At 63.0% G+C, this 18,975-nt stretch carries 17 protein-coding genes and 1 riboswitch; of the genes, 5 read left to right on the plus strand and 12 right to left on the minus strand.

Annotation, left to right across the window (positions count from 1 at the left end):
• Positions 1-20: 20 nt before the first annotated feature.
• Positions 21-2,273 (plus strand): patatin-like phospholipase family protein, encoded by a 2,253-nt coding sequence (locus tag O3299_RS21120; protein ID WP_305063130.1) that lies wholly within the window; start codon positions 21-23, stop codon positions 2,271-2,273.
• On the opposite strand, the gene O3299_RS21125 is transcribed toward O3299_RS21120, so the two are convergent.
• The gene (locus O3299_RS21125; RefSeq protein ID WP_180278646.1) at positions 2,246-3,022 is read right to left on the minus strand and encodes a helix-turn-helix transcriptional regulator; all 777 of its coding nucleotides are present in this window, start codon (positions 3,020-3,022) and stop codon (positions 2,246-2,248) included. The two genes, O3299_RS21120 and O3299_RS21125, sit on opposite strands and share 28 nt — an antisense overlap.
• 167 nt (positions 3,023-3,189) lie before the next feature.
• Between O3299_RS21125 and O3299_RS21130 the strand changes: the two genes are divergently transcribed.
• Entirely contained in the window at positions 3,190-3,804 is a 615-nt protein-coding gene (locus O3299_RS21130; RefSeq protein ID WP_099665796.1) for an outer membrane protein, read from the plus strand.
• Between the two features lie 68 nt (positions 3,805-3,872).
• Here O3299_RS21130 and O3299_RS21135 read toward each other — a convergent pair whose 3' ends face one another.
• The 8 genes from O3299_RS21135 to O3299_RS21170 form a co-directional block, all read right to left on the minus strand.
• Positions 3,873-4,067, minus strand: coding sequence for a hypothetical protein (locus tag O3299_RS21135; RefSeq protein WP_099665795.1), 195 nt, complete (start codon positions 4,065-4,067; stop codon positions 3,873-3,875).
• 15 nt (positions 4,068-4,082) lie between these two features.
• Positions 4,083-5,435 (minus strand): ATP-dependent protease ATPase subunit HslU, encoded by a 1,353-nt coding sequence (gene hslU, locus O3299_RS21140; protein WP_285817091.1) that lies wholly within the window; start codon positions 5,433-5,435, stop codon positions 4,083-4,085.
• Between the two features lie 136 nt (positions 5,436-5,571).
• Positions 5,572-6,108 (minus strand): ATP-dependent protease subunit HslV, encoded by a 537-nt coding sequence (gene hslV / locus O3299_RS21145; protein WP_010394217.1) that lies wholly within the window; start codon positions 6,106-6,108, stop codon positions 5,572-5,574.
• A 210-nt stretch (positions 6,109-6,318) separates the two neighbouring features.
• Positions 6,319-6,771 (minus strand): RNA polymerase-binding protein DksA, encoded by a 453-nt coding sequence (gene dksA, locus O3299_RS21150; protein WP_034753066.1) that lies wholly within the window; start codon positions 6,769-6,771, stop codon positions 6,319-6,321.
• Positions 6,772-7,252: 481 nt separating this feature from the next.
• Complete coding sequence (locus tag O3299_RS21155) at positions 7,253-8,335, minus strand: GTP-binding protein (RefSeq protein WP_305063131.1); 1,083 nt, start codon at positions 8,333-8,335, stop codon at positions 7,253-7,255.
• A 135-nt stretch (positions 8,336-8,470) separates the two neighbouring features.
• The gene (locus O3299_RS21160) at positions 8,471-9,415 is read right to left on the minus strand and encodes a tyrosine recombinase XerC (RefSeq protein WP_305053793.1); all 945 of its coding nucleotides are present in this window, start codon (positions 9,413-9,415) and stop codon (positions 8,471-8,473) included.
• Between the two features lie 7 nt (positions 9,416-9,422).
• Entirely contained in the window at positions 9,423-10,100 is a 678-nt protein-coding gene (locus O3299_RS21165; protein ID WP_099665791.1) for a DUF484 family protein, read from the minus strand.
• 179 nt (positions 10,101-10,279) lie between these two features.
• On the minus strand, positions 10,280-11,359 hold the full coding sequence (locus O3299_RS21170; RefSeq protein ID WP_305063132.1) for a porin: 1,080 nt from the start codon (positions 11,357-11,359) through the stop codon (positions 10,280-10,282).
• A gap of 415 nt (positions 11,360-11,774) precedes the next feature.
• On the opposite strand from O3299_RS21170, the gene O3299_RS21175 reads away from it, so the two are divergent.
• Positions 11,775-13,277 carry a hypothetical protein gene (locus O3299_RS21175; protein WP_305063133.1) on the plus strand — a complete coding sequence of 501 codons (1,503 nt, stop codon included), beginning with the start codon at positions 11,775-11,777 and terminating at the stop codon, positions 13,275-13,277.
• 12 nt (positions 13,278-13,289) lie between these two features.
• Here O3299_RS21175 and dapF read toward each other — a convergent pair whose 3' ends face one another.
• The 3 genes from dapF to O3299_RS21190 are packed head-to-tail and all read right to left on the minus strand — an operon-like array spanning position 13,290 to position 15,906.
• The gene (gene dapF, locus O3299_RS21180) at positions 13,290-14,153 is read right to left on the minus strand and encodes a diaminopimelate epimerase (protein ID WP_289905847.1); all 864 of its coding nucleotides are present in this window, start codon (positions 14,151-14,153) and stop codon (positions 13,290-13,292) included.
• A gap of 11 nt (positions 14,154-14,164) precedes the next feature.
• Positions 14,165-15,040, minus strand: coding sequence for a lipid A biosynthesis acyltransferase (locus O3299_RS21185; RefSeq protein WP_305063134.1), 876 nt, complete (start codon positions 15,038-15,040; stop codon positions 14,165-14,167).
• Positions 15,037-15,906: a lysophospholipid acyltransferase family protein gene (locus tag O3299_RS21190; protein ID WP_099665787.1), complete on the minus strand. Its 870-nt coding sequence runs from the start codon at positions 15,904-15,906 to the stop codon at positions 15,037-15,039. Before O3299_RS21190 ends, O3299_RS21185 begins: the two co-directional genes overlap by 4 nt.
• Positions 15,907-16,094: 188 nt before the next feature.
• Between O3299_RS21190 and metK the strand changes: the two genes are divergently transcribed.
• A complete protein-coding gene (gene metK / locus O3299_RS21195) occupies positions 16,095-17,261 on the plus strand; it encodes a methionine adenosyltransferase (protein WP_034783537.1) in 1,167 nt (388 codons plus the stop codon).
• A 123-nt stretch (positions 17,262-17,384) separates the two neighbouring features.
• Positions 17,385-17,453, plus strand: a riboswitch (S-adenosyl-L-homocysteine riboswitch).
• Between the two features lie 27 nt (positions 17,454-17,480).
• A complete protein-coding gene (gene ahcY / locus O3299_RS21200) occupies positions 17,481-18,905 on the plus strand; it encodes an adenosylhomocysteinase (RefSeq protein WP_070258574.1) in 1,425 nt (474 codons plus the stop codon).
• The last annotated feature ends 70 nt before the right edge of the window (positions 18,906-18,975 follow it).

Raw genomic sequence — 18,975 nt, forward strand, 5'->3', positions numbered from 1 at the left:
CCATCGCCACAGGAGTCTTCATGTTCTCGATTCGTGCCGTCCTGGCGGGCTGCGTGGCGGCGCTGTGCGCCTTGCCGCCGGCTGTCGCCGCCGTTCCCGCCACCCCCATTACCTCCGCTGCCACGCCGGCCGTTCCCGCACCCGTCGCGGCGCGTCCGCGCATCGCCCTGGTGCTGTCGGGCGGCGGCGCGCGCGGCCTGGCGCATATCGGCGTCTTGAAAGTGCTGCAGGAGCTGCATGTGCCGATCGACATGGTGGTCGGCACCAGCATGGGCGGCGTGGTGGGCGGCGCGTATGCGGCCGGCGCTTCCGTGGCGGACCTGGAAAAGATGGCGCGCGAGACCAACTGGGCGCGCGTGGTGGCCGACCGGCCGCCGCGCGATGAACTGGCGTTCCGCCGCCGCGAGGAAGATTTGTTGCTGCCGTCGCGCATCGAGTTTGGCACCAGCCGTAACGGCATTTCCACGCCGCCGTCGGCGGCCAGCAATGCGGCGCTGGAAATGGCCTTGAACCGGCTGCTGCCGGCCGGCATGCGCGACCGCCCCGCCAGCCAGCTGCCGCTGCCTTTCCGCTCGGTGGCGTCGGACCTGGTCAATGGCGAACTGGTGGAACTGGTCGATACGCCCCTGTTCCTGTCGATGCGCGCCTCGCTGGCCGTGCCGGGCGTGTTTGCCCCCGTGCGCGTGAATAACCGGTTGGTGGTCGATGGAGGCCTGGTGCGCAACCTGCCCGTCGACATGGCGCGCGCCATGGGCGCCGACATCATCATCGCCGTCAACGTGGGCACGCCGCTGGCGCCGGAAAAAGAGCTGGGCAGCGCCATCGGCGTGGCGCAGCAGATGCTGCAAATCCTCACGGAACAGAATGTGCAGCGCTCGCTCAAGGAGCTGCAGCCGCAGGATATCCTGGTGGCGCCGGATTTGACGGGCGTCAGTTTCCTCGACTTTGAAAACTATGCGCGCGCCATGCGCGCCGGCGAGCAGGCGGCGCAGGCCCTGGCCGCCCGCCTGGCGCCGCTGGCCCTGCCGCCGGAACAGTATGCGGCGCGCGAGCAGCTGCGCCTGGCCGCGCCGGCCCTGCTGGACGTGGCCCTGCCGCTCACGCACCTGGCCGTGGAGAGCGAGGGCGATATCAATCCGCGCATCCTGCAGGCGCAATCGGGCCTGGTGGAAGGGCAGTCCGTCAGCCAGGAAGATGTGCTCAAGGCGGCGGCCAAGCTGTATGGCCGCGGCGACGTGGCGCGCGTGGAGACGGAAGTGGTCGATTCCGGCGACCAGCGCGCCGTCACCATCAAGGCCGTCGAAGCGCCGTGGGCCAGCAGCCGCCTGCGCGTGGGCCTGGAAGTGGGCAGCGATTTCAGGGACAGCAATACCTTTGCCCTGAAGCTGCTGCATGTGCGCTCGAATCTGAACAGCTGGGGCGGCGAATTGCGCAGCATGGCGCAGATCGGCACCACGCGCAACTTCGGGGTGCAGTACTGGCAGCCGCTGGGCGCCGGCAACCCGTGGTATATCGCGCCGTCGATCCAGTACAGCTCGCAGGCGGTCGACCTGTTCGACAAGGGACGGCGCAGCGCGCGCGTCGCTTACAGCGGCCAGGGCGCCAGCCTGGTGCTGGGACGCCAGTTCGGCTTCTGGGGCGACCTGCAGTTCGGCGTCTCGCGCAGCGAAGTCAAGGCCGGTGTCAGCATCCCGGCCGACCCGGCCTACCCGCAGGAGCGGGCGCTGGGCACCAACCAGTTCGTCCAGTTCCGCGTCGATACGCTCGATTCGCCCGGTTTCCCCACGCGCGGCGTGCTGTTTGACGCCACCTGGACGCGCGCCTCGACCACGGGTTCGGGCGAGACGGGCCTGGGGCGTTCCGCCATCACGGGCTTGAAGGCCTTTGGCCGCGGCAATTGGGCCGGCCATGTGTATGGCGAATGGGCGCGCGCGCAGCGCGGCGAGGCGCCACTCAGCCTGGGCGGCTTCCTGCGCCTGTCCGGCACGCAGTTCGAATCGGTGACGGGGCGCAGCGTGGCCCTGGCGCGCTTCGTGATGGCGCGCCGCATCGGTTCCCTGCCCAGCACCTTGGGCGGCGCCGTGCGGGCCGGCTTTTCGCTGGAAATGGGCGGCGGCTTCGATCAGAGCGAGCACTGGAAATCCACCAAATTCACGCAGGCCAGCAGCGCCTTCATCTCCGTCGATACGCGCTTCGGTCCCGTGTACGTGGCGTCGGGTGCATCGAAGGGCGGCGAGAGCACGCTCTACCTGTTCCTGGGGCCGGTCTGGTAGGGCGCGGCGGACGCCGTACTGCGGCGCAGGGCCGTGAAGGCGGCAAATTCCCATGAGCGAAAGCCCAGCAGCAGGGTAAAGCCATCGCGCTCGGCGGGCGCCAGGCGGCGGTCGTTCTGGTGCAGGCGCGCCAGTTCCTCGGCCAGCTGGCGGATCTTTTGCACCAGCTCCTGCGCGCTCGACAGCGACAGGCGCGCCGGGATGCACATCAGGGTTTCGCCGGCGCCGTCAAAATGCCCGCTGAAATAGTCGGCCACCACGTGTTCGCGGAAGTACTGCTGCACCGGGCCGTCGGCCAGCCAGTGGAAGGCGTTCGAGACGCGCAGGCTGTAGCGGTTCAGCGGCTTGAGCTCGATCAAGCCCAGCCGGTCCAGCTCGGCCAGGCAGCCGATGCATTCGGCTTGCGTCAGCGCATACGTTTCCACCACCTGTTCCAGGCTCCAGTGACCGAGGCAGCAGATCGCCACCAGCAGCAGGCGCGGATGCGCCACCAGCGACTTTTCCTGCACCAGGGTGAGCGTGTCGGCATGCGGCGTGATGTCGGCCGCGCCGCGCAGCACGTCTTCCATGGCGATGCCCGAGGCCTTGCAGATCAGGGCCAGGCGCGACAGCGACATGTCGTGCTGGCCAAACATGCGCTTGACGCTCGATTCGCTCATGCCGATGCGTTCGGCCAGCACTTTATAGGTGATGCCGGCGGCGCGCAGTTGCGTGCGCAGCACGCGCAAAACCAGTTCGGGTGAACTCACGGATATCCTTTTTGATAAGTTTGGTAGCGGGTAACGGTACCGAATGTAGCCCTTAATGGCACTTTGCACAAGGTGATAGTACTTTACGGCAAAAGAGATGACACTCCCGCTTGTGGCTCGCACGGCGCGCTACAACCAGGCAACTCATCCACTTGTAGAGGTTATTCATGTCCTTCAAATTACGTTTCCCCGCAGCGCTGCTGGCGCTGGCCGCCATCGCTCCCTTGCATGCATCGGCAGCCGATCCTGCGCCGGGCCCCATCTACATGGGCGCCAGCTATGGCTTTCGTGCCAGTACCGGCCTCGACTGCGTGCCGGGACAAAACGATTGCGACAAAAGCAGCAAGCGCAACGGCAAGGCCTACGTGGGTTACAGTTTCGACGCGCTGCCGTTTCAGGGCGGCGTGGCCCTGCCTTCGATTGAGCTGGTGGGGTATATGGGCGGCGAAGTGAAGTCCGGCTTCGACACGGGCGCCGGCCGGCGCGCGGGCCGCGGCAAGTTCACGGGCCTCGGCATGCAGGGCGTGCTCGGCTACCAGTTTGACGCGTTCACCCTGAGCGGCCGCCTGGGCGCGGCTTACACGCAGGGCAAGGTCGATTATCTGGGCGGCGGTTCGGACAAGAAGGACAAGATCGGCCTGACCTATGGCATCGGCGCGGCGTATGCGCTGAACAAGAACTGGGCGCTGCACCTGGACTGGGACCGCGTGCCGGTCAAGTACAGCAGCAAGCAGACGACCAAGGTCGACATGTTTTCGCTGGGCGCGTCCTACCGTTTCTAAGGGGACGCTGCTGCGGCAGAGAGTGGCCTGATGGCGGACGCCCTATGAAAAGGGTGTCCGCGGGCGGCCTATTTGTCTATTTCGACTTTCAACAGCAATTTCGCCAGCAGCCGTTTTTCCTGCTGGCGCTGGCCTGACACGGTTTTTACATGCGCCCCGGCGGCGCGCTGCAGGGCGGCAGTGGCGACGGGGTTGCGCGGTTTTTGCGAGGGTTCGACGCGGAACTGCATTTTCTGCCGCGTCGCCAATGCCTTGTTTGCCATCGGTCCCCTCCCTGATTACAGCACGTAGCGCGACAGGTCTTCGTTGACCGACAGCGCTTCCAGGCGTTCGTTGACATACGCGGCATCGATCACCAGCAGGTTTTCCGTGCTGCTGCTGCCTTCGCTGGCCGTAAACGACACTTCTTCCAGCAGTTTTTCCATCACCGTGTGCAGGCGGCGCGCGCCGATGTTTTCCGTGCGCTCGTTTACCGAGTAGGCGATTTCCGCCAGGCGCGTGATGCCTTCCGGCGCAAACTGCAGCTTCAGGTTTTCCGTCGCCAGCAAGGCTTCGTACTGCATCGTCAGGCAGGCGTCGGTGCTCGTCAAAATGCGTTCGAAGTCCGAGATCGACAGCGATTCGAGTTCCACGCGGATGGGGAAGCGCCCCTGCAGTTCCGGGATCAGGTCCGACGGTTTCGACAGGTGGAACGCGCCCGAGGCGATGAACAGGATGTGGTCCGTGCGGATCATGCCGTACTTGGTATTGACGGTGGTGCCCTCGACCAGCGGCAGCAGGTCGCGCTGCACGCCCGCGCGCGAGACGTCGGCGCCGCCGGACTCCGAGCGCGAGGCGATCTTGTCGATTTCATCGAGGAAGACGATGCCGTTCTGCTCGACGTTCTGGATCGCCTTCTGTTTCAGTTCATCTTCGTTCAGCAGCTTGGCCGCTTCTTCCTCGACCAGCAGTTTCAATGCTTCGCGGATCTTGACCTTGCGCGCCTTCTTGCGCTGTCCGCCCACGCCCGAGAACATGGACTTGATCTGCTCCGTCATTTCTTCCATGCCCGGCGGCGCCATGATTTCCATCTGCGGGCCCGCCTCGGCCAGCTCGATCTCGATTTCCTTGTCATCGAGCTCGCCCTGGCGCAAGCGCTTGCGGAAGGTCTGGCGCGTGCTGTCGCCGCTGCCCGTGTCCACGGCCGCCGCCGTATTCGGCGTGAAGCCGAAGTCGCGCGCCGGCGGCACGAGGATGTCGATCACGCGGTCTTCGGCCGCATCTTCGGCGCGCGCGCGCACTTTCTTCATTTCCAGCGCGCGCGTCTGCTTGATGCCGATGTCGATCAGGTCGCGGATGATGGTGTCGACGTCGCGCCCCACATAGCCCACTTCCGTGAACTTGGTCGCTTCGATCTTGATGAACGGCGCCTCGGCCAGCTTGGCCAGGCGGCGCGCGATTTCCGTCTTGCCGACGCCCGTGGGGCCGATCATGAGGATGTTCTTGGGCGTGATTTCATGGCGCAGGGGCTCGGCCACCTGCTGGCGGCGCCAGCGGTTGCGCAGGGCGATGGCGACGGCGCGCTTGGCCTTGGCCTGGCCCACCACGTGCTTGTCGAGTTCGGTGACGATTTCCGACGGGGTCATGTTCATGATCATAGTTGGCTTTCTATCTTTCTTTTGCGTAGAGTGCCCGAAAAACGTTCAGGGCAAGGCGCTTGGCCGCAGGCAGTACCTTTTTGTACGCCCAGGCCATGCAACGCAGCCATGGGCGTTTTCTCGGGGACTCTTAGTCCAAGGTCTCGATGATGTGGGACATATTCGTGTAGATGCACAGTTCCGCGGCGATGGTCAGCGATTTCTTGACCACCTCGGCCGGCGAGAGGTCCGTGTTTTCCTGCAGCGCCTTGGCGGCGGACTGGGCGTAGGTGCCGCCCGAGCCGATGGCGCCGATGCCGTCTTCCGGTTCCAGCACGTCGCCATTGCCCGTGATGACCAGGGTCGACTCGCTGTCGGCCACCAGCAGCATCGCTTCCAGGCGGCGCAGCACGCGGTCGGTGCGCCAGTCCTTGGCCAGTTCGACGGAGGCGCGCAGCAGGTTGCCCTGGTGTTTTTCCAGCTTGCCTTCGAAGCGGTCGAGCAGGGTGAATGCGTCGGCGGTGCCGCCGGCAAAGCCGACCAGGACCTTGCCCTGATACAACTTACGCACTTTGCGGGCCGTGCCCTTCATGACGATGTTGCCCAGCGTTACCTGGCCGTCGCCGCCCAGGGCGACTTGCTTGCCGCGCCGGACGCAGAGGATGGTGGTGCCGTGAAATTGTTCCATAGTGACCTCAAAAGATTCGTGCCGATGCGTGCAAGGCCATGCGATTGCGCGCCCATGGCTCAAAAGTGGGGATGGAAAAGGCAATTGCAAGCGGCAGTGTTTGCTTCAGTGTAGTCGGCGCGGGACGAAAAAAAAGCACGCAACCGGAGGTCGTGTGCTTTTTTATTCGCCATCGCGGGCCGCCGGGGCGGCCGCGCAAGGGGAGGGCGATCAGTCGCCGTACAGCTTTTGCTTCAGTTCGCGCCGTTGCTGGGCTTCCAGCGACAGGGTGGCGGTCGGACGGGCGATCAGGCGCGGGATGCCGATAGGCTCGCCCGTTTCTTCGCACCAGCCATAGTCGCCGGCGTCGATGCTGGCGATCGATTGCTGCACTTTCTTCAGCAATTTGCGTTCGCGGTCGCGCGTGCGCAGTTCCAGCGCATGCTCTTCCTCGATGGTGGCGCGGTCGGCAGGGTCCGGTACGAGCACGGTTTCACGCAAGTGTTCCGTGGTTTCGCCGGCGTTTTTCAGCAAGTCTTTTTCGAGCTGCTGCAGGCGCGCCTTGAAGAATGCCAGTTGTGCCGGATTCATGTAGTCATCTTCGCTCATGGCGCGAATTTGGTCTTCGCTGATGAGAGGGATGTCTTGGTTGGCGGCCGGGGTCGATTTATTAGTTTTGGTCATAACTTCGCTTACCTTCGATACGACAGAGTTTTCAAATTGATCAGTTGATGCGGCGATACCGAGCAACTGTACAGGTTCCGCTTGGCATTGCTGTCCCGCTGTACTGCGTGCGACCTTGGCTTGCCGGCGAAAGCCAGGACTACCGGCCGGCTAAGGTGCCATGTTGATAACTTTTTACCGCTCTATGCCAGTCGCGCTATGCGCGCGTCAACAGGCGTGTTGGGTGGATCGGTTGCATGCCTGGCATGCGGCCAGCGGCAGTTTGCCAGCATTTCATGACAGGCGAACGACATGGGCCGTTTTCGTCGCTGATTTTGGCACGCTTTGCTTTATATTGCCATCCCGATTTGTTGACTAGCCGATCAGAAACGGCTACTTGTTGGTTTATGCCAGCAAGACGGGTGTCAGACAGCGGGAAAGCGTGCTTAACTTTCCCTTTTGTTTCTGCTTTGCAACGGATACTTTGCAAAACCCGGCTAGTTTATACCAAACATTGTTCGAGTCCGCGAATAAAAATGTCTTTTGGTAGATTCTTGCCAATAAACACCATTTTGCTGCCGCGCACTTCATTTTCGCCCCATTTGGCGCCCAGGTCGCTGCCCATCAGCTGGTGCACGCCCTGGAAGACCACCTTGCGCTCCGCGCCCTGCATCAGCAGCACGCCCTTGTAGCGCAGCATGCGCGGGCCATACACTTGCACCAGGCCGCCGAGGAACTCGTCGAGCTTGGCGCTGTCGAACGGTTGCGTGCTCTTGAAAACAAAGGCGGCGATATCGTCGCTGTGCTGCGCATGGTGATGGTCGGCATGGCCGCAATCGGTGGCGCAGGCGTCGCTGTGCTCATGCTTGTGCCCGTGGCCGTGCTCATCTGCGTGCTCATGCGCGTGGTCGTGGACGTGCGCCGTTTCCGTTGCCAGGAAATCCGGGTCCAGTTCCAGCTTTTCATTCAGGTTGAAGCCGCGGATGTCGAGCACCTCGGCCAGCGGCGCGCGGCCGAAATCGACCTTGGCGATGGGCGCGCGCGGGTTGATGCGTTTCAGGCGGCGCGTCAGGATGGCCACGTCGTCTTCGCTGACGAGGTCGGTCTTCGACAGCAGCAGCTTGTCGGCAAAGCCCACTTGCCGCTGGGCTTCCTCGTATTCGTCCAGTTGCTTCATGGCATGGCGGGCATCGACTACCGTGATAATAGCGTCGAGCATGTAGTGGCTGCCCACTTCTTCGTCGACAAAGAAGGTTTGCGCCACGGGACCGGGATTGGCCAGGCCCGTCGTTTCGATGACGACGCGGTCGAACGCCAGCAAGCCGGCGTCGCGCTTGCGCGCCAGTTCCGTGAGGCCCACGATCAGGTCGCCCCGCACGGTGCAGCAGATGCAGCCGTTGTTCATCTCGATGATGTGCTCGTTGCTATCCTGCACCAGGATCTCGTTATCGATGTTTTCCTGGCCAAACTCGTTTTCGATCACGGCGATGCGCATGCCGTGCTCTTCCTGCAGTATGCGGTTGAGCAAGGTGGTTTTGCCTGCGCCCAGGAAACCGGTGAGGATGGTGGTTGGAATCAGTGCCATGAGAGATGCCTTGTAATCGGTGGTGCCGCCGCGCAAGCGGAAGAATGCGGACGATTATGCCGGAATTTTGCAAAAGCTTGCAAATGCGCGCCCATCCGCTTGATATGGATCAGGCTGCCCCACCGGCGCCGCTGCCTACTTGAGCTTGGCGCGCGGGTGCGCCTGGTCGTACACGTGCGCCAGGTGCTGGAAGTCGAGGGCCGTGTAGACCTGGGTCGAGGTGATGCTGGAATGGCCCAGCATTTCCTGCACGGCGCGCAAGTCGCCCGACGATTGCAGCACGTGCGAGGCGAACGAGTGGCGCAGCACGTGCGGGTGCACGTTGGCGGGAATGTCCGTCGCCAGCGCGTGCGCCTTCAGGCGCAGCTGCAGCACGCGGGGCGAGATGCGCGTGCCGCGCGTGCTTAAAAACAAGGCAGCGCTGCCATCGGCCGCAGGCGGGCGCACGCCCAGCCAGGCGGTCAGGGCCACGAGGGCCGCCTTGCCGACGGGCACCTTGCGCATCTTGTTGCCCTTGCCCGTGACGATGACTTCGAAGCTGGCCATGTCGAGCCAGCCCAGCGAGGCGGGCTGGCCGCCGTCGGCCTTGCAATAATGGGTGTCCAGGCTGGTCAGTTCGGAGACGCGCAAGCCGCTCGAGTACAGCAGTTCGAACATGGCGCGGTTGCACAGCTGTTCCGGTTCGGCGGCGCCTTGTTGGTGTTGCGCGGGCGCAACGAGGCGCACGGCATCGTCCACCGACAGGGCTTTCGGCAAGGTCTTGGCCCGCTTGGGGGCGCGGATGCCGTCGACGGGATTGGCGTCGAGCGGGGTCTCGCCGCTGAGCCAGTTGAAAAATCCCCGCCACGACGACAGCTTGCGGGCGATCGAACGCGGGTCGAGGCCGCCGGCATGCAGCTTGGCCGTGTAGCGGCGCACTTCATTGTGCGCCAGCGCCGTCCAGGGCGTACTGCCGCTCAGTTCCAGCAAGGTGCGCAAGTCGCGCCCGTAGGCGTCCAGCGTATGCGGCGACAGCTTGCGCTGCGTGGCCAGCTGCGCCAGATAGGCGTCGAGCCAGTCAGCCTTGCCGCGCGCCTCCATGGCGTGCTCAGGCAGGCGTGCCGGCGCGCAGCGCGGCCAGGGCGGCGCTGGCCGTGGCGCCGATATGCACGAGGAAGTCCGTGCCCATGCTCGAGGTAAAGCGTTCGCTGTCGGGTGAACCGAGCACCAGCAAGCCGAAGGTGCCCGTGGTGTTCGGCGCGCGCAGGGCGATCATGACGGTCGATTCGATCTTGTCGGCCTGCAACCAGTGCACGGCTTCGAAATCGCGGTTGCTGCCGCAGTACGGCGCTTGCAGGCTGTTGGCGAACATGCGCACGTCGGCCGTCACATCTTCCGTGAACCAGCCGTTCGCGTGTTCCGGCAGCACTTGCCACAGGCGCAGGCTGACGCAGGGCACGTCGAAATTGCTTTGCAAGGCGTCGACCAGCACGCGCGGCATGTCCGCATCGTTGCGCACTTGCAGCATGGCCTGGTTCCAGCCGTGGAATTTGCTGGCGATGTCGCCATTTTCCTCGGCCAGGCGGCTCAGCTTGGACATGCGCAGTTCCAGCGCCTTGTACTTGTCGCGCATCACTTCCATCTGCCGCTCCTGCAGCGAGATGGTGCGTCCCGTCAGCGGGCTGCTCAGCTTGACCTCACCGAGCAGGGCGGTATGCTCTTCGAAGAAATTCGGGTGCTCGCTCAGGTACTGGGCGACGGTGCTGGAATCGAGTGTGGCGGTCATTGAGAATATCTGTCAGTGAAAGTTGAACACTTCATTCTAACCGAGAGTGCGGCGGCATAGGCGCAAAGGGGACGGCGTCGATGCATTTTCCGCGCGCGCATGAAAAAAGCGGCATGGTTGCCCATGCCGCCTTGCATTCTTAGCTCAGCAATCACCCGCGGAGGGTGACAGGCCGGGCATTAGAAGTTGTGGTGTACGCCCAGACCGATGTAGCTGACCGAGGTGGTGTTGTTGTAGTTGGTGAGGCTGGCCGATTTCTTGTTCGAAATATCTGCGTACAGGTAGGTACGCTTCGACAGATTGTAGTCGTAGCCCAGCGATGCTTGCTTGGTCTTGGCGACGCCATCCGGCGTTTTTTGACCGTAGCCAGCGCGGATCTTGCCTGGGCCGACGTCATAGTTGGCGCCCAGCACCCACGATTTGGTGTCGGTGTTGACGATTTTGAAATTGCCGTCATCCTGATGTTGGTACGTTGCCATCAGTTTCAATTCCGCGATCGGATTGAACGATGCGCCGACCGACCACAGCTTGGCTTGCAGGCCGTTACGCTCGTAGGCAGCCATGGCGGCGAACTGGGCATTGTTGTACGTTGCCGACACCGAGTACGGATTCGATTCTGGCGCCACATTGGCTGGCAGGGCGAAGTTGCCGGTGGCATTCGTCGTCAGGTTGCGCACGGTGGCTGCAACGGCGGCGTTGTTGTTCGCTTCCTTGGCGGCCACGGTGGCGTTGAACTGGAAGCCGCTGATGACTGGCGAGTTGTAGAACACGGCGTTCGAGAAGCGGTTACGCGAATTGCCTGGCGCGCTCAGCGGATCGCTGGTGTAGCCGGCAACGGTCAGGTCGGTCTGGAAACCGGCTGGCGTAGGCATGCCCGACCATGGTTCGAAACCGGTACTCGTTTCCTGGAAAGCGGTCAGGCCACGGCCCAGGCGTACGGTACCGAAGTCGCCTTGCAGGCCGACGCGGCTTTGACCCTGGAACAGGGGACGCGAATTGATGCCCGAGGTGTTTTCGATGGTGCCCGTGTCGGATTCATAGCGAATTTCAAGTTGGAAAATAGCTTTCAAGCCATTGCCCAGATCTTCCGTGCCCTTGAAACCCAGCTTGTTGTTGTCGCGCTTGGTGACGGCGGTGGTCGAACCAGTCAATTTGCCCAGGCCAGCATCGATCGTGCCGTAGATTTGGACGGACGACTGCGCTTGTGCTGTGGCGGCAAAGGCGCCGAAGAGTGCGAGGGCAACGAGTGATTTTTTCATGTCTTATTCCCTATTAAAAGTGAGTTCCGTCCGAGATCCGAGCAGATTGAAATGCGCTAACTGTCGCGTTTCGATGAATGAACCTTAATTCGTCGGCGCGCAAGACGTGCGGGATTGGTCAAATGTGCGTGAAAAGATTGGTGAAAAGCGGCATAACTGCATGCCCCTGTTGTATTTTCGTAACGCACGGTTTCTGCCGATCCCGCGCCGAGGGCCAGCGTTCTTCCATCGTTGCGCCAGCGGCGCCTCGCCATCTTGGCGTGTCAGGGCCAGGACATTGTTGCGTTGAATCAAGTTCTTAAGCGGGCTTAGTCGGATTTATGACACAAGGACGTTACACTAAGGGACGGCCTGCATGGATGGGCCTGGAGATGGCTCACTATTATTAGAATCATTGACTCAATATCGAGAATCGATGGCAAATCGCGAAACATTAGGATTGATCAAGGGCGCACGCGCGGGCGATGTCGCTTGCCAGCTGGCGTTGGGACGGGTGTATCTGTTTGGGCAGGGTGTGCCGCAAAGCCTGCCCACGGCCTTGCACTGGCTGGCGCGGGCGGCCCAGGAGGATAGCGAGGAAGCGTGCTTGCTGATTGGCACGCATGTGCCGTTCGAAGTGGCGCAGCCGGCCGCCAAGGCGCTGATTCCGTATTACGCGCAGGCGTTCGATGCGGGCCTGGTGCAGGCGGGCCTGGTGCTGGCGCAACTGGTGCTGGGCAATGCCGCCAGCCACTGTGAAGCCTTGCGCGCCAAGGCGCGCGTGGCGCTGGACGCCGCCGTGCGGGCCGGCTTGCCCGATGCACAATGGTTGTTGTCCATGCAAGAGGGATCGCTTGCCGCTGCCGGGCGGGACACCAGTCTTGCTGGCGAGCAAGTCCTCGATGGCGACGCGCCGCTGTACTCGTGGCTGGAGCAGGCCTGGAGCCAGGGCAATCATGCGGGTTTCCTGTCGCAAGGCTTGCCGCTGGCGCGCGAGCTGCTGCAGCGCCAGGCAGCGGCCGGGGCGCGCACGATCGCCCTCGACGCGCAGCAGGTGCTGTTGTTGTCGCGTTGCGCCCAGGCCCTGGCGCCAGGCGGCGATGCCGAGGGCTGGCAGTGTTGCGAGCTGGCCGCGCATGGCGGCGACCGCACGGCGCAGCTGGAGCTGGGGCTCGGCTATGCGCGCATGGATGCGCATGGCCAGCGGCTGGCCACGCGCAACGGCGCGGCCAATTTCAAGCGTGCCGTGCGCTGGCTGACGCAGGCTGGCGAGCAGGGACTGGCCGAAGCCTGGTTCGTGCTGTCGCGCATCTATACGAAACCGGAATTTTCCCAGCGCAATGTGGTCGAAGCCCATTCCTGCCTGGAGCGTGCCGCCGACCTGGGGCATGGCCCGGCCCAGCTCGAGTGCGGCATGCATGCCTGGCGTAATCGCCGCGACGGCGTCAACAACGATGTGCGGGCCGCGTACTGGCTGCTGCAGGCGCAGGCGCAAGGCAGCCGCGAGGCGGAGGCGGCGCTGGCGAAGATCGCGCCGCAAGGCGAACCCGGCGACTGGGGCCAGTGCGCCGCCATGCACGCCGATGGGCATTTACGGCAATTGGGCCAGAGCCATCCCCTGCTGGCGATGCGGCTGGCGCTGGCGCGCTGCTTTCATCTGTCGCGTGCCGAGGCATTGCTGCTCGATATACACGCGGCCGACCAGGGGCATTGTCTGTTGATCGATATCAGCGCCACGCATGGACGCGGCAAGCGGCGCCTGGCATTGATCCGCACGGCGCAGGAGCGCCAGCTGCTCGACCAAGCGGTGCGCCTGTTCGAGCGTGTCGATTGCGGCGTGGCGGGACCGGAAGGCAATTACCGGCAGCGCCTGTACCGCCTGAAGTGCTACCTGGCGGAACTCGACGTTGCGCAGGAACAGCAGTTCCTGGCGGCCTGACTTTTCATTCGCTTACAGTTCGATCGTGCCTTCGAACACGGTCACGGCCGGGCCCGTCATCAGGACGGGATGGCCGGGGCCTTGCCAGGCGATCGACAGTTCGCCGCCGCGCGCGCTGATGCGCACGGGGGAATCGAGCAAGCCGCGCAAGATGCCGGCCACGGCGGCGGCGCAGGCGCCCGTGCCGCACGCCAGGGTTTCGCCCGCGCCCCGTTCAAACACGCGCAGTTTCACGTGCTGGCGGTCGACGATCTGCATGTAGCCGGCGTTGACCCTGCGGGGAAAGCGCGGGTGGTGCTCGATGCGCGGGCCCGTCGCGTCCAGGTCTTGCGCATCGACATCGTCGACCACTTGCACGGCGTGCGGATTGCCCATCGAGACGACGGACACCAGCACGGGCGACGTTTGGCCCGGCAGCGCCAGGTCCAGCGGCCACACGGTGTCCTTGCCTTGTGCTATGCCGTCCAGGCCGCTGGCATCGAACGGCACCAGCTTTGGCTCCAGCACGGGCGCGCCCATGTCGACCGTGATGCTGCCGTCGATCTCCAGGCGCGGCGCGATGATGCCGGCCATGGTTTCCACGCGGATGCTGGTCTTGTCGGACAAGCCTTTTTCGCTGACGAACTTGACGAAGGCGCGCGCGCCGTTGCCGCATTGCTCGACTTCGCCGCCATCGTTGTTATAGATGCGGTAGCGGAAGTCGCAGCCGGGCAGGCGCGGCTTTTCCACCACGAGGATCTGGTCGGCGCCGATGCCGAAACGGCGGTCGGCCAGGCGCTGCCACTGGGCCGGCGTGAAGTCGATCTCTTGATGGATGGCGTCGATGACGATGAAGTCATTGCCGGCGCCATGCATTTTGGTAAATTGGAGTTTCATGGTCTGCCGTATCACTTGTGCTGGTTGTAGAACGATGCTTCGCCTTCCGGACGCGTCTTGAAGCGTTTATGCGTCCAGAAATATTCGGCCGGCGCTTCGCGCACGCGCTCTTCGATGAATTCGTTCATGCGGCGCGTGGCGGCCGTGATGTCGTCGCCCGGATAATCGTCCCACGCCGGGTAATACGTCACTTGCCAGCCCTGGTAATTGGGCAGGAAGGTGGCGATGACGGGAATGACTTGCGCCTTGGCGGCCAGCGCCAGGCGCGCCGTGGCCGTCAGGGTGGCGGCGGGCACGCCGAAGAAGGGCACGAATTCCGCATCCTTTTCGCCGAAATCCATGTCCGGCAGCATGAAATACGGCAAGCCGTCGCGCAGCGCGCGCAGGATCGTCTTGATGCCGTCCTGACGTGTAAACAGCTTGGGCGGCTTGAAGCGCGAACGGCCGTTGCGCAAGGCCTGGTCGAAGGCGGCGTTCTTTTGCTGCACATACATCGACGAGGCGGAAATTTCCATGGCCGTGGCGGCGCCGGCCACGTCGAGGCAGACAAAGTGCGGGCACAGCAGGATGGTCGGCTTGGCCGCGATCTGCTGGCCCGGGAAGGCGGGCACCTTTTTGATCAGGCGGTTCAGGCGCGCTTCCGACGACCACCACAGGATGCTGCGTTCCCACACGCTGCGCGAATATGCCTGGAAATGCTGGCGCGCCAGCGCCACGCGCTGGGCTTCCGTCAATTCCGGTATGCACAGGCGCAGATTCGTCAGGGCAATCTTGCGCCGCGTGGGCATGGCGATGAACAGCAGGCTGCCGACGGCCACGCCGAAGCGGCCGAGGATGGGCAAGGGCAGCCAGTGCAGCAGCCACATGAAGGCGATCAGCAGTCTCATGCCTGCTCCCCGGCGGCATCCGGCGCGGCCGGCGTGGGCGGCGGCGCGCCGCGCGGCACTTTATAGCGATTGTAGCTCCACAGGTATTGCGCCGGGCTGCGCGCGATCAATTGTTCCATGGCCGCATTGATGGTGCGCGCCTGTTCCGCCGAGGTGCTGTCGAGGGACTCGGTGAAGGGCACGAAATGCACGACATAGCCGCGCCCGCCCGGCAGGCGTTCCGCGTAGGTGATGATGACTTCGGCACCGCCCATCTGCGCCAGCTTGGCGGGCAGGGTCATGGTGTAGGCGGGGCGGCCGAAGAAATCGGCCCACACGCCTTCGCCTTCCTGCGGCACCTGGTCGGGCAGCAGGCCGATGGGCTGGCCTTTCTTCAGGCATTTGGCGAAGATGCGCACGCCCGACATATTGGCCGGCGCCAGCATCAGGTTTTCGCGCGCGCGCGCGCCTTCGATCAGCGGCTTCAATGCGGCGCGCTTGGGCGGGCGGTACATCACGGTGAGCGGCGTGCGCAGCGCGATTTGCTGGGCGACGATTTCAAAGCAGCCCAGGTGCGGCGTCAGGAAGACGATGCCGCGGCCGTGCTGCAGCGCTTTTTCCACCAGTTCCCAGTTTTCCACCGTCGCATGGCGTGCCACGCGTTCGGCTGGCGCGCACCAGATGAACGGCAGTTCCAGCACACTCTTGCCCGCTTCGGCCACGGCCGTGTGCAAGTGTTGCGAAAACCCCGCACCTTGCAGGTTCTCGCGCATGCGGCGGCGGTAGGACGGGGAAATGGCGTAAATTACCCAGCCGAGCGCAGCGCCCAGACCATGCAGGACGGGCAGGGGAAAGATCGATAAGAAGCGGAAAATTGGGACTAACATGTATAAGCTGTTTCCAGGAATGGCGTGTTGCCGTGCCAAAATTTTTTAAGAAGCGTAAAATACCACGTATGCAGTAACCGCTGAGTTAATAGACAACTTGCGATGCGGAATATAAATCTCGCTAAAGCGTCGCAGGCAAAATCCTCTTTACTGCGACAGAACATTCACATAGTAAACAGGAGCTTGCAATGTCAAACGACTATCTCTTCACTTCCGAATCCGTTTCGGAAGGCCATCCCGACAAGGTTGCCGATCAAATTTCCGACGCCATCCTTGACGCCATCCTGACCCAGGATCCAGCCGCCCGCGTGGCTGCCGAAACCCTGTGCAACACCGGTCTGGTGGTGCTGGCTGGCGAGATTACCACGCACGCCAATGTGGATTATATTCAAGTTGCGCGCGAAACCATCAAACGCATCGGCTACGACAACACGGAATACGGCATCGACTACAAGGGTTGCGCCGTGCTGGTGGCCTACGACAAGCAATCGCCGGACATCGCGCAAGGCGTCGATGAAGGTGCGGGCATTGACCTGGATCAAGGCGCTGGCGATCAGGGCTTGATGTTCGGTTACGCCTGCGATGAAACGGCCGAGCTGATGCCTGCCGCCATCCACTACGCGCACCGCCTGGTCGAGCGCCAGTCGCAGCTGCGCAAGGATGGCCGTTTGCCATGGCTGCGTCCGGATGCGAAATCGCAAGTCACGCTGCGCTACGTCGATGGCCGCCCGGTCGGCGTGCACACGGTCGTGCTGTCGACCCAGCATGCGCCGGAAATCTCGCACAAGCAGATCGAAGAAGCCGTCATCGAAGAAATCATCAAGCCGATCCTGCCGCGCGAATGGCTGACGGAGACCAAATTCCTCGTCAACCCGACGGGCCGTTTCGTCATCGGCGGTCCGCAAGGCGATTGCGGCTTGACCGGCCGCAAGATCATCGTCGATACCTACGGCGGCGCAGCCCCGCACGGCGGCGGCGCGTTCTCGGGCAAGGACCCGTCGAAAGTCGACCGTTCGGCAGCCTACGCGGCCCGCTACGTGGCGAAAAACATCGTCGCGGCCGGCCTGGCGCGCCAATGCCAGGTGCAGGTCAGCTACGCCATCGGCGTGGCCAAGCCGATCAACATCACCGTCTACACGGAAGGCACGGGCGTGATTCCCGACGCGGAAATCGCCAAGCTGGTGCTGGCGCACTTTGATCTGCGTCCAAAAGGCATCGTGCAAATGCTCGACCTGCTGCGTCCGATCTACCAGAAGAGCGCCGCCTACGGCCACTTCGGCCGCGAAGAGCCGGAATTCACGTGGGAACGCACGGACAAGGTCGCCCTGTTGCGCGACGCTGCCGGCCTGAAGTAATCTAGTCGGATTTGCAAGAAAAGCGCCCCGGCCTGCTGGCCGCGGGCGCTTTTTTTATGTGTTGTTACGTGGCAATGCCGTGCAAACAGGCTGGCGCGGCGGCCTTGACAATGATAAAATCCCGTGTCCGAGGAGCGTTGCGACGAAGAAATTCGCCAGGCTCGGAATATCCTGCAACTGCGCTCACGTACCTTTTTCAACAACTGAAAGGAGGGCGTGATGAACGCCGTACTCAAATCGCAACACGACTACACCATCGCCGATATCACCTTGGCCGCATGGGGCGACAAAGAAATCAAGATTGCTGAAACGGAAATGCCTGGCCTGATGGCCATCCGCGAAGAATTCGCGGCAGCGCAGCCTCTGAAAGGCGCGCGCATCACCGGTTCCATCCACATGACCATCCAGACCGCCGTGCTGATCCAGACCCTGGAAGCACTGGGCGCGCAAGTGCGTTGGGCATCGTGCAACATTTACTCCACGCAAGATCATGCCGCCGCCGCCATCGCTGCCGCCGGCACGCCTGTATTCGCCGTCAAGGGCGAGTCGCTGGACGACTACTGGGAATACACGCACCGCATCTTCGAATGGCCGAACGTGGACGGCAAGGCCGTCTACTCGAACATGATCCTCGATGATGGCGGCGACGCGACCCTGCTGCTGCACCTGGGCGTGCGCGCGGAAACCGACCTGTCGGTGCTGGCCAATCCAGGCTCGGAAGAAGAAATCTGCCTGTTCAACTCGATCAAGAAGCACTTGCTGGCCGACCCGACCTGGTACTCGAAGCGTCTGCCGGAAATCCTCGGCGTGACGGAAGAAACCACCACCGGCGTGCACCGTTTGTACCAGATGCACAAGGAAGGCAAGCTGGCTTTCCCTGCGATCAACGTGAACGATTCCGTCACGAAATCGAAGTTCGACAACCTGTATGGCTGCCGCGAATCGCTGGTCGACGGCATCAAGCGCGCCACCGACGTGATGATCGCCGGTAAGGTCGCCGTCATCGCCGGTTACGGTGATGTCGGCAAGGGTTCGGCGCAAGCCATGCGCGCCCTGTCGGCGCAAGTATGGGTGACGGAAGTCGATCCGATCTGCGCACTGCAGGCGGCGATGGAAGGCTACCGCGTCGTGACCATGGATTACGCCTGCGAACACGGCGACATTTTCGTCACCTGCACCGGCAACTACCATATCCTCACGCACGATCACCTGACGCGCATGAAAGACCAGGCCATCGTCTGCAACATTGGTCACTTTGACAATGAAATCGACGTTGCTTCGTTGAAACAATACGAGTGGGAAAACATCAAGCCACAAGTCGACCACATCATCTTCCCGTCGGGCCGCCGCATCATCCTGCTGGCCGAAGGCCGCCTGGTCAACCTCGGTTGCGGCACGGGCCACCCGTCGTACGTGATGAGCTCGTCGTTCGCCAACCAGACGATCGCGCAGATCGAACTGTACGCGAACACGGCCAACTACCCGGTCGGCGTGTACACCTTGCCGAAACACCTCGATGAAAAAGTCGCTCGTTTGCAACTCAAAAAGTTGAATGCGCAGCTGACGGAACTGACGCAAGAGCAAGCCGACTACATCGGCGTGCGCACGGAAGGTCCTTATAAACCTGAACACTACCGTTACTGATCGGTAGTCCGGGGCTGTCACTCACCCTCCGAGGGCCGACGCCTGGCGCCGGCCTGACCTCACTTTTGAC

It is taken from the genome of Janthinobacterium sp. SUN176 (assembly GCF_030587335.1).
Classification (GTDB): domain Bacteria; phylum Pseudomonadota; class Gammaproteobacteria; order Burkholderiales; family Burkholderiaceae_D; genus Janthinobacterium; species Janthinobacterium kumbetense.

Bases quoted from the DNA above. Each gene is read 5' to 3' on its own strand.
- O3299_RS21130 (WP_099665796.1), top strand. From the start codon at position 3,190: ATGTCCTTCAAATTACGTTTCCCCGCAGCGCTGCTGGCGCTGGCCGCC.
- dksA (WP_034753066.1), bottom strand. From the start codon at position 6,771: ATGACCAAAACTAATAAATCGACCCCGGCCGCCAACCAAGACATCCCT.
- O3299_RS21185 (WP_305063134.1), bottom strand. From the start codon at position 15,040: ATGAGACTGCTGATCGCCTTCATGTGGCTGCTGCACTGGCTGCCCTTG.
- O3299_RS21155 (WP_305063131.1), bottom strand. From the start codon at position 8,335: ATGGCACTGATTCCAACCACCATCCTCACCGGTTTCCTGGGCGCAGGC.
- metK (WP_034783537.1), top strand. From the start codon at position 16,095: ATGTCAAACGACTATCTCTTCACTTCCGAATCCGTTTCGGAAGGCCAT.
- O3299_RS21120 (WP_305063130.1), top strand. From the start codon at position 21: ATGTTCTCGATTCGTGCCGTCCTGGCGGGCTGCGTGGCGGCGCTGTGC.
- O3299_RS21165 (WP_099665791.1), bottom strand. From the start codon at position 10,100: ATGACCGCCACACTCGATTCCAGCACCGTCGCCCAGTACCTGAGCGAG.
- O3299_RS21170 (WP_305063132.1), bottom strand. From the start codon at position 11,359: ATGAAAAAATCACTCGTTGCCCTCGCACTCTTCGGCGCCTTTGCCGCC.
- O3299_RS21175 (WP_305063133.1), top strand. From the start codon at position 11,775: ATGGCAAATCGCGAAACATTAGGATTGATCAAGGGCGCACGCGCGGGC.
- hslU (WP_285817091.1), bottom strand. From the start codon at position 5,435: ATGAACATGACCCCGTCGGAAATCGTCACCGAACTCGACAAGCACGTG.
- O3299_RS21160 (WP_305053793.1), bottom strand. From the start codon at position 9,415: ATGGAGGCGCGCGGCAAGGCTGACTGGCTCGACGCCTATCTGGCGCAG.
- ahcY (WP_070258574.1), top strand. From the start codon at position 17,481: ATGAACGCCGTACTCAAATCGCAACACGACTACACCATCGCCGATATC.
- dapF (WP_289905847.1), bottom strand. From the start codon at position 14,153: ATGAAACTCCAATTTACCAAAATGCATGGCGCCGGCAATGACTTCATC.
- O3299_RS21190 (WP_099665787.1), bottom strand. From the start codon at position 15,906: ATGTTAGTCCCAATTTTCCGCTTCTTATCGATCTTTCCCCTGCCCGTC.
- hslV (WP_010394217.1), bottom strand. From the start codon at position 6,108: ATGGAACAATTTCACGGCACCACCATCCTCTGCGTCCGGCGCGGCAAG.
- O3299_RS21135 (WP_099665795.1), bottom strand. From the start codon at position 4,067: ATGGCAAACAAGGCATTGGCGACGCGGCAGAAAATGCAGTTCCGCGTC.